The sequence below is a fragment of the Sinobacterium norvegicum genome (genome assembly GCF_923077115.1).
Taxonomy (GTDB): domain Bacteria; phylum Pseudomonadota; class Gammaproteobacteria; order Pseudomonadales; family Sinobacteriaceae; genus Sinobacterium; species Sinobacterium norvegicum.
Genome location: NZ_CAKLPX010000001.1, coordinates 1978119 through 1990716, shown reverse-complemented (window position 1 = coordinate 1990716; position 12598 = coordinate 1978119). Strand labels below are relative to the sequence as shown.

The 12598-nt window shown below is 49.4% G+C and carries 12 protein-coding genes; 9 read left to right on the top strand and 3 right to left on the bottom strand.

Annotated features, from left to right (window positions below):
- Positions 1-251: hypothetical protein (locus L9P87_RS08975; RefSeq protein ID WP_237444336.1), on the top strand; the 251-nt coding region annotated here is incomplete at its 5' end.
- A gap of 14 nt (positions 252-265) precedes the next feature.
- Here the strand turns inward: L9P87_RS08975 and rnt are convergent.
- On the bottom strand, positions 266-901 hold the full coding sequence (rnt, locus tag L9P87_RS08970; protein WP_237444396.1) for a ribonuclease T: 636 nt from the start codon (positions 899-901) through the stop codon (positions 266-268).
- Between the two features lie 47 nt (positions 902-948).
- Positions 949-1983: a dihydroorotase gene (gene pyrC / locus L9P87_RS08965; protein WP_237444335.1), complete on the bottom strand. Its 1035-nt coding sequence runs from the start codon at positions 1981-1983 to the stop codon at positions 949-951.
- A 196-nt stretch (positions 1984-2179) separates the two neighbouring features.
- Here pyrC and L9P87_RS08960 point away from each other — a divergent pair, with 196 nt between their 5' ends.
- Complete coding sequence (locus L9P87_RS08960) at positions 2180-3400, top strand: argininosuccinate synthase (RefSeq protein ID WP_237444334.1); 1221 nt, start codon at positions 2180-2182, stop codon at positions 3398-3400.
- 61 nt (positions 3401-3461) lie between these two features.
- Here the strand turns inward: L9P87_RS08960 and L9P87_RS08955 are convergent, their stop codons facing one another.
- Positions 3462-4370, bottom strand: a complete 909-nt coding sequence (locus tag L9P87_RS08955) for a 1,4-dihydroxy-2-naphthoate polyprenyltransferase (RefSeq protein WP_237444333.1) — start codon at positions 4368-4370, stop codon at positions 3462-3464.
- Between the two features lie 109 nt (positions 4371-4479).
- Here L9P87_RS08955 and L9P87_RS08950 point away from each other — a divergent pair, with 109 nt between their 5' ends.
- The 7 genes from L9P87_RS08950 to menE all read left to right on the top strand — a co-directional run bounded on the left by L9P87_RS08950 (position 4480) and on the right by menE (position 12565).
- On the top strand, positions 4480-5373 hold the full coding sequence (locus L9P87_RS08950; RefSeq protein ID WP_237444332.1) for a TIGR01777 family oxidoreductase: 894 nt from the start codon (positions 4480-4482) through the stop codon (positions 5371-5373).
- A 128-nt stretch (positions 5374-5501) separates the two neighbouring features.
- Positions 5502-6860, top strand: coding sequence for an isochorismate synthase (locus tag L9P87_RS08945; RefSeq protein WP_237444331.1), 1359 nt, complete (start codon positions 5502-5504; stop codon positions 6858-6860).
- Positions 6861-8564 carry a 2-succinyl-5-enolpyruvyl-6-hydroxy-3-cyclohexene-1-carboxylic-acid synthase gene (menD, locus tag L9P87_RS08940; RefSeq protein ID WP_237444330.1) on the top strand — a complete coding sequence of 568 codons (1704 nt, stop codon included), beginning with the start codon at positions 6861-6863 and terminating at the stop codon, positions 8562-8564. It begins immediately after the preceding gene.
- On the top strand, positions 8557-9366 hold the full coding sequence (gene menH / locus L9P87_RS08935; RefSeq protein WP_237444329.1) for a 2-succinyl-6-hydroxy-2,4-cyclohexadiene-1-carboxylate synthase: 810 nt from the start codon (positions 8557-8559) through the stop codon (positions 9364-9366). The genes menD and menH overlap by 8 nt, the downstream gene beginning before the upstream one ends.
- Complete coding sequence (gene menB / locus L9P87_RS08930; protein ID WP_237444328.1) at positions 9359-10225, top strand: 1,4-dihydroxy-2-naphthoyl-CoA synthase; 867 nt, start codon at positions 9359-9361, stop codon at positions 10223-10225. Before menH ends, menB begins: the two co-directional genes overlap by 8 nt.
- Entirely contained in the window at positions 10225-11196 is a 972-nt protein-coding gene (menC, locus tag L9P87_RS08925; RefSeq protein ID WP_237444327.1) for an o-succinylbenzoate synthase, read from the top strand. Before menB ends, menC begins: the two co-directional genes overlap by 1 nt.
- Positions 11189-12565: an o-succinylbenzoate--CoA ligase gene (gene menE / locus L9P87_RS08920; RefSeq protein ID WP_237444326.1), complete on the top strand. Its 1377-nt coding sequence runs from the start codon at positions 11189-11191 to the stop codon at positions 12563-12565. Before menC ends, menE begins: the two co-directional genes overlap by 8 nt.
- Positions 12566-12598 lie beyond the last annotated feature (33 nt).

The following is a 12598-nucleotide window of genomic DNA, read 5'->3' as shown; positions in this document are numbered from 1 at the left end:
CAGTAGTGAAACGATTCCTCGCCGATGGTAGTGTGGGGTTTCCCCATGTGAGAGTAGGTCATCGTCAGGCTTTTATTCTAAGACCCCGTAAGCTAACGCTTACGGGGTTTTTTTATGGCTGGGGTTTAGGTTGTGATAACAATGAGTATTCTGCCAAGAATGCTGCAGGCAAGACGATCAAGTGGTCAGGGGCGGAAGGAGAATTTGGGGCTGTTAAGAGGGAAGCCCCTATGCTTTGGCGTAAGGCATAGGGCTTTATCGAGGTTTAGTCGTTTTCTTGCAGCTTGGTGGCACGTACAGCCAGGTCCCAGCCGCCAATATTTTTAAAACGATTGACCATTAAGCAGAACAGCTCTGCTGTCCGTTCAGCGTCATAATCAGCAGCGTGAGCGGCAGCATTATCAAAGGGTATGCCTGCCAAGATACAGGCCTTGGCAAGCACTGTCTGACCCAGTACGAAACCTGCGAGCGTGGCTGTATCGAAGCAGGAGAATGGGTGGAAGGGGTTGCGTTTGATGTCACAACGCTCGGCGGCGGCCATCATGAAATTATGATCGAAGTGAGCATTGTGGCCGACTAACACCGCACGAGTGCAGCCGTTATCTTTCACGGCCTTACGAATGTGTTGATAAAACTCTTTCAGTACCTCATCTTCGGGCCTGGCACCACGCAGTGGGTGAAAGGGGTCGATGCCGGTAAAATCGAGGGCTGCTTTTTCTAAATTAGCGTTCTTAAAAGGTTCGACCTGATAAAAATAGGTGCTGTCTTTATACAGATAACCCTCATTGTCCATCCTCAGAGTAGTGGCGCCAATCTGTAATAGAGCATCTGTTTGGGCGTTAAAACCACCGGTTTCGACGTCGATGATCACGGGCAGAAAGCCACGAAACCGTCGCGCCATTGGTGTTTTATTCGCTGATTTACTATCGCTCACAATATATCCTTTATTTAGTCGAGTAACTCGGCCTGCCATTGAATCTCTTCGCCTGCCTTTAGCGGGGTCAGTAATTCGTTGCCGAGTGGCAACTGGTTGGCGACGGTCCAGCTCGACTTAATCAGCTTAACCTTATCAGTATTGCGAGGAAGGCGGTAAAAATCTGGGCCGTGGTGACTGGCAAAACCTTCCAGCTTGTCGATGGCGCCTGCTGCGTCGAAGGCTTCAGCATAGAGTTCTAAACCGGCGAAGGCGGAGTAGCAGCCGGCACAGCCACAGCTGTTCTCTTTATTGGCCGTGGTGTGAGGCGCAGAGTCAGTACCTAAGAAGAAACTGGTATTGCCACTGATGGCGGCTTCGATCAGGGCTGTTTGATGGGTGTTGCGCTTTAATATGGGCAGGCAGTAGAAGTGTGGTTTGATACCGCCGACCAGCATGTGGTTGCGGTTGTACAGCAAATGCTGCGGCGTAATCGTTGCGGCCACATTGTCGCCACTGGCAATGACGAAGTCAGCGGCATCCTTGGTGGTAATGTGTTCAACCACCATACGCAGAGCAGGGAACTTATTGGTAATTGTCAGCAAATGAGTATCTAAGAAGCGTTTCTCACGGTCAAAGATATCAACCTCATCGTGAGTGACTTCGCCGTGAATCAACAGGGGCAAGCCACACTCTTCCATGGCGGCCAACGCGGGGAAGATTTTTTCAATAGCGGTGACGCCGGAGGCAGAACCTGTGGTGGCGCCAGCGGGGTAAAGTTTGGCGCCAAATACAATGCCACTGTTTTTGGCCTCGATAATCACCTCAGGTGAGGTGATGTCGGTAAGGTATATCGCCATCAGAGGCTGAAAACGACCAGGGCTGTGAGCGTCGATGCGAGACTTGTAGTCGACGGCCATCTGCATGGTGGTAATCGGCGGTGATAGATTGGGCATGACGATTGCGCGAGCAAAGATGCGGGCGGTATCTGCAACGGTAGTAGAGAGAGACTGATCGTCGCGAAGATGAAGATGCCAGTCATCTGGACGGGTAATAATTAACTCGGTCATTGGTAGGGTACGCCATGGTGAAATATTGGGTCATTTTACTTGATTGGCGGCAGTTTCTAAAGAATTGTCGTCGAATCGCCTTGATAGACTGTCGAAACGGATGAAATCTTACCGGACAAGGTTTAGAATAGCGGCCAAATATTGATCGTTGGAAGCCCTGCCGATCGTGGCTGGCTTGATAAGAGCGGATAGAATTATGTCAGAGATAAAAAAAGTCGTCCTTGCCTATTCAGGCGGACTCGATACCTCGGTTATTGTTAGGTGGCTACAAGAGACTTATAACTGCGAGGTTGTAACCTTTACCGCCGATATCGGTCAGGGTGAAGAAGTTGAGCCTGCGCGAGCCAAGGCTGAAGCACTGGGCGTGAAAGAAATTTATATCGATGACCTGCGAGAAGAATTTGTTCGCGACTATGTTTTCCCAATGTTCCGTGCCAATGCGATATATGAAGGCGAATACCTACTCGGTACTTCTATTGCCCGTCCATTGATTGCCAAGCGCATGATTGAGATCGCCAACGAAGTCGGTGCTGATGCGATCAGCCACGGCGCCACCGGTAAGGGTAATGACCAAATCCGTTTCGAGTTAGGTGCTTATGCCCTGAAGCCAGGGGTGGCAGTGATTGCGCCTTGGCGTGAATGGGATCTTACCTCTCGTGAGACGCTAATGGCTTACTGCGCAGAACATGATATCCCGGTTGATTTTGGCGGTGGTAAGAAGAAGTCTCCTTATTCAATGGATGCCAACCTGCTTCATATCTCCTATGAAGGTGGCATTTTAGAAGACCCTTACGCCGAAGCGGAAGAAGATATGTGGCGCTGGAGTGTCTCTCCTGAAAACGCACCAGATGAGCCGACTTATCTGGAGTTTACCTACAAGAAGGGCGATATTGTCGCCATCGACGGCAAGGCGATGACACCTGCCGAGGTACTGACCTACCTCAACGAAGTCGGTAACGCCAATGGCATTGGCCGCTTGGATATCGTTGAAAACCGTTACGTCGGGATGAAATCTCGCGGTTGTTATGAAACACCGGGTGGCACGATTATGATGCCAGCACACCGTGCTATTGAGTCAATAACGCTGGATCGCGAAGTTGCTCACATGAAAGACAGCATGATGCCAAAGTACGCCGAATTAATTTATAACGGTTACTGGTGGAGCCCTGAGCGTCAAATGATGCAAAACTTGATCGACGAAACGCAGGAGGTCGTTAACGGTGAGGTTCGCGTTAAGCTTTACAAGGGTAACGTCACCGTTGTTGGCCGTAAGTCAGAGGACAGCCTATTTGATGAAAATATTGCGACCTTTGAAGATGATGCTGGCGCATACGATCAGAAAGATGCCGCAGGCTTTATTAAGCTAAATGCTCTTCGCCTACGTATTGCCGCGAATAAAGGCCGTAATATCCTTTAAATAAGTGTCTCGCTTATTAAGAAGCCCGCTCTCAGCAGCGGGCTTTTTTTTGCCTGCAGATTTAGCCGATGATGAGACCGATGGAAAATAGCACGTTGGTGAGCAATGCGATGCCGACAATATGTGACATCATCGGCGCTATCTCTTGCGGCTGCTGGGAGGTGTGCACTGCTTTAGCGTGAAGGGCGGCAGGGATGAGAGCCAGTAGGAACAGCCAGCCCAAAGGTGGCAGCCCAGCGAGGTAAGAAAAGGCAATCAAACAAAGGAAGGAGGTGGCGAGTAATACTAGGTGATAACGTCGCGCCCAGCCCCCCCCCATGCGAACAACCAAGGTGAATTTGCCGCTGTCCCTGTCGTTGTCAATGTCGCGTAAGTTATTAATATTCAATACCCCAACCGCTAATAATCCCGCGGCAGTGGCCGGCAAAAGGCTGAGCCAAAGAAAGTCGCCAGTGTACAGGTAATAGCCACCGCTGACTGATAACCAGCCAAAGAATATTAACACGGATAAGTCGCCAAGACCGCGATAGCCATAGGGTTTGTTGCCAACGGTATAGGTGATGGCTGCGACAATGGCAATCACCCCTAAGGCTAAAAAGCCGAGTATATCGGCGGTGTTATTAAAGGCAAAGATGATTAAGGCGATGCCAGATGACAGCGTTAAAGCAACGGTAACAGCGATAGCTTGCAGCATGGCCTTGGGGCTAATGCTACCGGATTGTATGGCGCGATCTGGCCCAAGACGATTGTCATTGTCGGTCCCTTTAATCGCATCACCGTAATCATTGGCCAGGTTAGAGAGTATTTGCAGCAACATGGCGGTGACCAGCGCTCCTGCGGCCAAGGGCCAAGAAAATTGCTGCTGCCAAGCGGCAAGGCTGCTGCCAGTTAGAATCGATGCCAGTGCAAGAGGCAGTGTCTTAGGGCGTGCGGCTTCAAACCACGCTTTAACAGTCTTATTTATGGCCATTATTCCCAGTCTTTATCGTTTTTGGTATATGCTCAAGTAGAGTCAAGATGATTGTTTTGATATTAGGTTAACACACTGAGTTTTAACATCATTATATTGAGGTGGCTGCATGAGGGTTTTGCTGACAGGTGGTACGGGCTTGATTGGACGTGAGCTGGTGGGCAGATTGAAACGTAATCACCAGCTAGTCATTGTCAGCCGTCAACCGCGCGCCAATGAGGAGGGAGTGGTTTACTGTCCTCTGGAAGAGTTTTATGGTTGGCAGCAACTGAACGATATTGATGCCGTGATTAACCTTGCTGGTGAACCGATCGCTGAAAAACGTTGGACCTCGGGTCAAAAAGAGATGATTGTTCAAAGCCGCTGGCGCATAACCGATCATATAGCCAAGCTTATTACCGCCAGTGAAACTCCACCTTCGGTGTTTATCAGCGGTTCTGCTATTGGTATTTATGGTAACAGTGGCAGTCAAGTCGTTGACGAGAACAGCGCTCAGGGCGGTGGTTTTCCACAGCAGGTTTGTGAGCGCTGGGAGTCGCTGGCGAAAACGGCGGCAGATTCTACCCGTGTGGTCATTCTGCGTACTGGCATTGTCATGGCATTAGAGGGCGGTGTGCTGGGCAAAGTGCTGCCTATCTTTAAGCTAGGTGGCGGAGGTCGCCTGGGTAGCGGTCAGCAGTATATGTCTTGGGTTTCTATTGATGATGCGGTTTCGGCAATTGAATACTTGATGCTTAACGAACACTGCCAAGGGGTGTTTAATATAACGGCTCCAACCGCTGTTACTAATGCGGAGTTTACCCGTTTACTGGCAGGAAAGCTGAAAAGGCCTGGCCGCTTGCCTATGCCAGCATTCATCCTGAAAAAAACCTTAGGCGAGCTTTCATGCTTGATGTTGGATAGTCAAAATGTCGCACCAAGGGCCTTGCTCGAAGCGGGCTTTGTCTTCAAAAATAATGCTTTTGAAGATGCTCTGGATCAAATTTTTGCCGACAGAAATTAATATTTCCTGTTGAAATAAGTTTAGTATATAGCCGTTATTGACGTTGAAAATGGCAGGGTCAGAAATGCTTGCTGGGTGTGTCGAGACGATGTTTGATACACCGAATACTGTGAGGGAACTCAGTTAAAGTGAATATCAATTGTATAGATAGACAGCTCGAGAGCGAAGATACCCGCCGTCAGCAACTGACAAAGGCGTTGTCTTGGCTTGTTCTGCAATTGCTGCATAGCAGAGAGCCGTCGGGCTTTGTTGAGGCCAATTTAACCTCCAGTATTAAACTGGATAGTCTCGATTGGTATGAGGGGCAAACCCTATACCCGCGGTGTTACTGGCGTGGTCGCGACGAGGCAATAGAAATCGTCGCGCTCGGTTGCATCAGACACTTCGACAGCGCGGAAGAGGCTGTTCAGGCTTTGCCAACGGGGCAGCGGGTTTGGGGCGGAAGCAGTTTTGGTGGCGGCAATAAAGAAAAGCATATCGAGTCAGGTACCTCACCTTATTATTTCTTGCCTCGAATAGAGCTTATCAGAGAAAAAAATACCGCTCTAAAATTGCGTGTCGCCTGGTATCAAGGTGATCAATCTCAGGCGATAGACTGTCTCAACCAATTGCGTCAACCCGAGGTATGCGACAGGCTGGCCGCACCATATATACAAAAGAATTTTATATCGCAGCCGGATTTCGACCAGTGGCAAGCAATGGTCGACAAGAGCTTGGTAGCGATTAAAGACCAAAAGTTCAAAAAGGTTGTGTTGGCTCGTCGATCGAGCTGGGTATTTGATCGTAAGCTGTCGGCGACACGCTTGATGAAGGCAAGCCGCAAGGAAAACCTTCGCAGCTTTCACTTTATGCTGGCTATCGATGCAGAGAAGACATTCTTGGGTTCTACCCCCGAGCGGTTGTTTCGCCGGGAGAATGATGTGATTACTACCGAGGCGGTAGCCGGTACCGCAGCGCGAGGCGTTAGTGATGATGCTGATCAAGCGATGGCAAACTGGTTGCTGACGGATGAAAAAAACGGCTACGAGAATCAATTGGTCGTCGATGATATTCACGCCAGATTGCAGCCCTATTACAATAATATTGAAATCAGTGATCGTCCGTATTTGATTGCGCTGCGTAAGGTTCAGCACCTAAAGCATCATATTAGTTGTAAAGTAAATGGTGCTATTGATGATGCTGCTATTTTGAGGCGTTTACAGCCCACAGCCGCGGTTGCGGGCTTGCCTTTGCGTGAGGCTGTCGATTTTATTCATCAACATGAACCTTTTGACCGCGGCTGGTACAGCGGCGCTATTGGTTATTTCAGTGAGGCGCGCAGTGAGTTTTGTGTGGGTATACGCAGTGCATTGGTAGAGAAAAATAAACTGCACCTCTATGCCGGTGCTGGCATTGTACCGGGTTCTGAGGCGCTCAGTGAGTGGCGTGAGTTGGGCCGCAAAACATCGACTCTGTTTGGTTTGATTGATGTTAAGAAAGAGGTCTAAATGAGCCAGCTTACAGTTAATCGAAGTTGGGCGTTACTGGTGCTAACAGAGCTTCAGCGATTGGGTGTGGAGCATGTCTGCATTGCACCGGGCTCTCGTTCGACGTTGCTGACAGAGCAGGCGCAGCAACTTAACTGCTCCTTGCACACACACTTCGATGAACGTGGGCTGTGTTTTTATGCCCTGGGCCTGTCGAAGGCGAGTCAATCACCGGTTGCGCTGATTGTCACATCAGGTACCGCAGTGGCCAACTTATTGCCCGCTGTTGTTGAGGCAGGATTAACCGGTGAGCGGCTGGTGCTAATTACTGCCGATAGGCCTGAATCGTTGATTGATTGTGGTGCAAACCAGGCGATACAACAGCAGGGAATTTTTTCTACCCATGTGGTTGCCACTCTAAACTTACCGGCAGCCAGTACCGATATTCCAGCGTCATGGCTGTTGTCATCCGTCGATCAGCTGGTTTACAAACAGCGATTAATGCCAGGGCCTGTTCATATCAATATGCCTTTTCGTGAACCGCTTTACGGCGGAGAACAGACGTTAGATCACGATTATATGCACACCGTCGACGGCTGGACTAAAAGCGATGGTTGCTACTTGCAACGACTGATTAATACAGATATCTATGCCCTGCCTGAAAGTGATTTTAGTGACCAGCGTGGGGTGATTATTGTTGGCCAGATTACCATGCAAGACCGAGAGAATATTATTCTCTTGTCAGAAAGGCTGGGTTGGCCTGTCTTGGCTGACAGCCAAAGTGGTATTGTCAATCAGTTTGGAGGCTATGATCTCTGGTTGGATAACCCCAAGGCTAATGAGCTGTTGAGCCGAGCAACAGTGCTGCTACAGTTTGGTGGCCGTGTTATTTCAAAACGCTTACTTGCCTTTGTCGCCGCGCAATCGTGGCAACAATATTGGTTGGTGGCTGAAAGTGAACAGAGACTGGATAGCAGTCATCGTCAATTGGTACAAATAAAGGCGAATATTGCGCAGTGGGCAAGTGCTTATTCATGCCGTTTGGCGGCACAGAGTTCTGCGTCATGGGCTGACGACTTGGCAGTCATGTTGTTGGTCATAAGGTGTCATGTCGCTGAGTTTCTGGCCAGTGAAAAACTCAATGAAGCAACGATTGTCTCGTCACTAAATAACTTGTCTGTTGAGCAAACCAATGTGTTTATCGGTAATAGCCTAATGGCTAGAATGCTGGATATTTTTTCGTCTTTTCACAGCGGCCATATATACAGTAATAGAGGAGCATCTGGCATCGATGGTTTGGTCGCTACATTTGCCGGGTGTGCAGTACCATCGGAACAACCGATGTTGCTTGTTATTGGTGACACTGCGTTATTGCATGACTTGAATTCGATGGCTTTGTTACAGCAGAAAAATCGACCGTTGATAGTATTGGTGGTTAATAATAACGGTGGTGCAATCTTCGATTTTTTACCGGTTAATGAAGCGAATAAAAAACAATATTACCAGATGCCACACGGTCTCAATTTTTATCACGCAGCGTCAATGTTCGGACTTTGCTATCGCCAGGTGGATGAAAAAAATAGCTTCGAAGAGGCTGTGACCTCGGCCCTTGGACGCAATCAAACAACGGTTATCGAAGCTGTGGTTCCCGAACATGGTGCCGTCGTCATGATGCAGCGGCTACGCCAAAAAATTGCCGATCTCGTGGGATCCGACGATGACTAATATACGGTTAACAACGTTGACCAATTCTTCTCATACATCGAAGGCTGATGATATAACCTTGGTTTTTCTCCACGGTTTGCTCGGTTCTTCGTCAGATTTTATACCCGTGATTACCGCGCTTGGGAAACGCTACCACTGTATTTCCGTCGACTTGCCCGGTCATGGTGATAGTGTCGATATAACGGTTGATGATTTTGCCCACTTTCGCATATTGTTGGCACCTGTGTTGGCTTCACTCTCTCGCTATATATTGGTTGGCTACTCATTGGGGGCGCGCCTAGTGATGGATTATGCGGCCAATAGTGCTGATAAAAAATTGATGGCTATAGTGATTGAAAATGGTAATACCGGCTTAATCGATAATATGGAAAAAGAGCAGCGCTGGCAGAACGATCTTTCCTGGGGGCAACGTTTTGACTCTGAGGATATTGTCACGGTGCTCCGTGATTGGTATCGACAGCCGGTATTTAAATCCCTTAATGCTGCAGATCAGAACAAAGCCGTGCGTTCCCGTCAGTATAATAATGGTCCAGCAATCGCCAAGATGCTGAGGGCTACCTCACTGGCAAAACAATCGTGTTTTCTTGATTCGATGCAGCTGCAGCAAGTGGAAAGATTATTTATCGCAGGCGATGAAGATATTAAATTTTTAACGATTGCTAAAAAAAGCGGCTGGCCCTTATCGATTGTGGTCGGTGCAGGGCACAATGTTCACCACCAATTCCCTGAGCGTTTTGGCGCTATTATTGAAAATTATATTGAACGATTAAATTTTAAAAAGGTAGATACGACTAATGGCTAGAACAATAGGTATTTCTGAAGAAGAGCTTTATGCACCGGTTGAATGGCAGGATTTATCGACAGGCTATCAAGATATATCTTTTCATAAATCAGCGGATGGTATCGGAAAAATCACCATTAACCGGCCTCAGGTGCGTAATGCATTTCGCCCCTTAACGGTTCAGGAAATGATCGATGCAATGAGTAAGGCGCGCTACGATGCTGATATCGGCGTCATCATATTGACCGGTCTAGGCGACGAAGCTTTCTGCTCGGGCGGCGATCAAAGCGTGAGGGGGGATTATGGCGGATATAAGGATGATCAGGGAACCCATCATCTGAATGTGTTAGATCTACAGCGTCAGATTCGCACCTGCCCGAAACCCGTTATTGCGTCAGTGGCGGGCTACGCTATCGGTGGTGGCCATGTTTTGCATATGATGTGCGACTTAACAATTGCTGCAGACAACGCTCAGTTTGGTCAAACAGGGCCAAAGGTGGGATCGTTTGATGGTGGCTGGGGCGCCTCTTACATGGCGCGGATAGTCGGCCAGAAAAAAGCGCGGGAAATATGGTTTCTCTGCCGTTTTTATGATGCAAATGAAGCCGAGGCTATGGGGTTGGTAAACACTGTGGTACCGGTGAAAGACTTGGCAAAAGAAACCGTACGCTGGTGTCGTGAGGTGTTACAACATAGCCCAATGGCACTGCGCTGCCTTAAGGCATCGTTGAACGCAGATTGTGATGGCCAGTCGGGTTTGCAGGAGTTGGCTGGTAACGCCACGATGATGTTTTACATGACGGAAGAGGGGCAGGAGGGCCGCAACGCCTTTAACGAAAAGCGTCGCCCTGATTTTCAAAAATTCCCTCGTAACCCTTGATGGCAGCCAGCCCATCGAGACTGGCGCAGCTTTACCGTTATCGACTGCCTGTCGATAGTGGCCTTATTTTAAATGGGAAAAGAGTGCATCAGCGTCAGGGTTTAATTATCGCTTTATGCGAGGCTGGTCGTCAGGGTTTGGGTGAGGTGGCACCGTTATCAGGGTTCAGTCTCGAATCGTTGCCGCAGGCTGAGTCAGACGCCGAAAAATTATTGAGGCAATGGCAGTACTGCGGTCAATTAAGCATCGATGATTACTGCCCATCGGTACGTTGTGGTTTTAGCTTCGCACATGCGGAGCTCAACTCATCGCTGCCGACTGCAGGTAATTATTCCAGTGCGTTCTTAAGCTCGCTGAGCAGTGCCGATAAGGTTGACTGTGGCATTGTGAAGGCCAAACTTGGCCGACGAAAAGTTGCCGATGAGCTGGCGATGCTTATTCGGCACATGACGTCCAGACCGGGCTGCCGTTATCGTTTGGATGTCAATCAGGCTTGGACTTTGGCGCAGGGCAAGGATTTTCTATCCTCTATGCCACCGGAGCTGATGGCACAAATTGATTTTATCGAAGAGCCCTGCCGTGACCACCAAGATAGTTTACTGTTGGCGCAGCAATACCGTGTGCCGCTGGCCTGGGATGAGACGCTTCGTCAACAACCCGAAATAGGTTTTTCTCAATGTGATCATGTTGTGGCCTGGGTGATTAAGCCCATGTTGCTCGGTTCGATTGCGCAGTGCTGCGAGAGAATAGTGCAGGCATCGGCCCTGGGGGTTGAGGCTATTATCAGCTCAAGCTTAGAGACATCGTTAGGTTTGGGGCAGTTGGCAAGATTGGCCGCACAGCTAACGCCGGAGACTCTGCCTGGCTTGGATACCTTAAGCATTTACCAACATCAGTTAATACGGTGCTGGCCAGGCGCCACCTTGCCTGTACGAAGCCTGGCTGAGTTGGAGGAGGTGGCACTTGGCTAGCCCACGATCATCTGGCTCTTTCACATGGCCAAACTGCGACGCTGTTGCGGCGACAATTAATGGTGAGAATGTCAGTTGGTTGTCGCTATGGCGACGGGTTGATCAGTTAACGGCGAGGCTAGAGCAGCAGGGTGTCGGCCGCAGAGATATTGTTGTTTGTGTGGCGACAAAACCCTCGGAGCAACTGTTTTTATTTTTGGCCTGCCTGCGGCTAGGGGCTGTTTTCACCGCACTAAATCATAATTTTCCGGAGCAACAAAAAAAACGCCTAGTCGAACAGTTGGCGGCATCAATTATCATCGGTGACGGGTTTTTCTCGTCGGCGTTAGAGAGTGTTACAGAGGATAAACCAGCCAGCCCGACAATATCGCAGGGGCAGTGGGCCAGTTTAGTCATGACGTCGGGCAGCAGTGGTCTGCCGAAGGCTGTACTGCATACGGTAGGACAGCACTTGGCCAGTGCAGAAGGCTTGTTAAGTAAGATTCCATTTACAAAGGAGGATGGCTGGTTGCTGTCGCTTCCTCTTTATCATGTATCGGGAATGGCCATTATTTGGCGTTGGTTATGGCGTGGAGCCCGGTTGGTTGTCGATGATGAGAGCGCCATGGGGTCTTTGTCGCTGGCCTCCCATGCCTCGTTAGTGCCGACCCAGTTGCAGCGATTGTTGCAGCGCTCTCGGTCTCGTTATCCGCTGCTTAAACAGGTGCTGTTAGGGGGGAGTCATATCGACAGTGGTTTGACTGAGCTGGCAGAACAGCAAGGGATTGCCTGTTGGTGTGGCTACGGCATGACTGAGGCCGCCTCAACAGTGACAGTAAAACGAGCGGACCACACCAGCAGTGTGGGTAGGCTGTTGCCCAGACGCCAAATGTGTTTGTCCGGCGATGAAATTTGGTTGCGTGGTGAGACGCTGGCTCTGGGTTATTATCGTCGCGGTGAAGTCGAATCGCTGTTGTCCGAGGATGGCTGGTATCACAGCGGAGATTTAGGGCGCCAGACCGATGGAACTCTGACAATTATTGGTCGTATGGACAATATGTTTATCTCCGGTGGCGAAAACATTCAACCGGAAGAGATAGAGGCGGTGTTATTGTCCCACTCTGAGATCGATCAAGCCATGGTGCTTGCTGTCGATGATAGTGAGTTTGGTCAACGACCTGTTGCCTTTATAAGTGGTGGTGTCGCCGGTGATAGCGCTGCTGATTCGACCTACCTTGCGGAGTATTTGCAGCCTCGTCTGGCTCGCTTCAAACACCCTGACCGATATTTTGTTTTACCTCCGGAATTACTGACTGGCGGGGTGAAATTATCCCGCCGTATGTTGCACGAGTACTACCTGCGACATTTGGTCGCATGTTCCGATGTCTAACAACTCGGTAATATTGTTAGAAAGATAACAGCC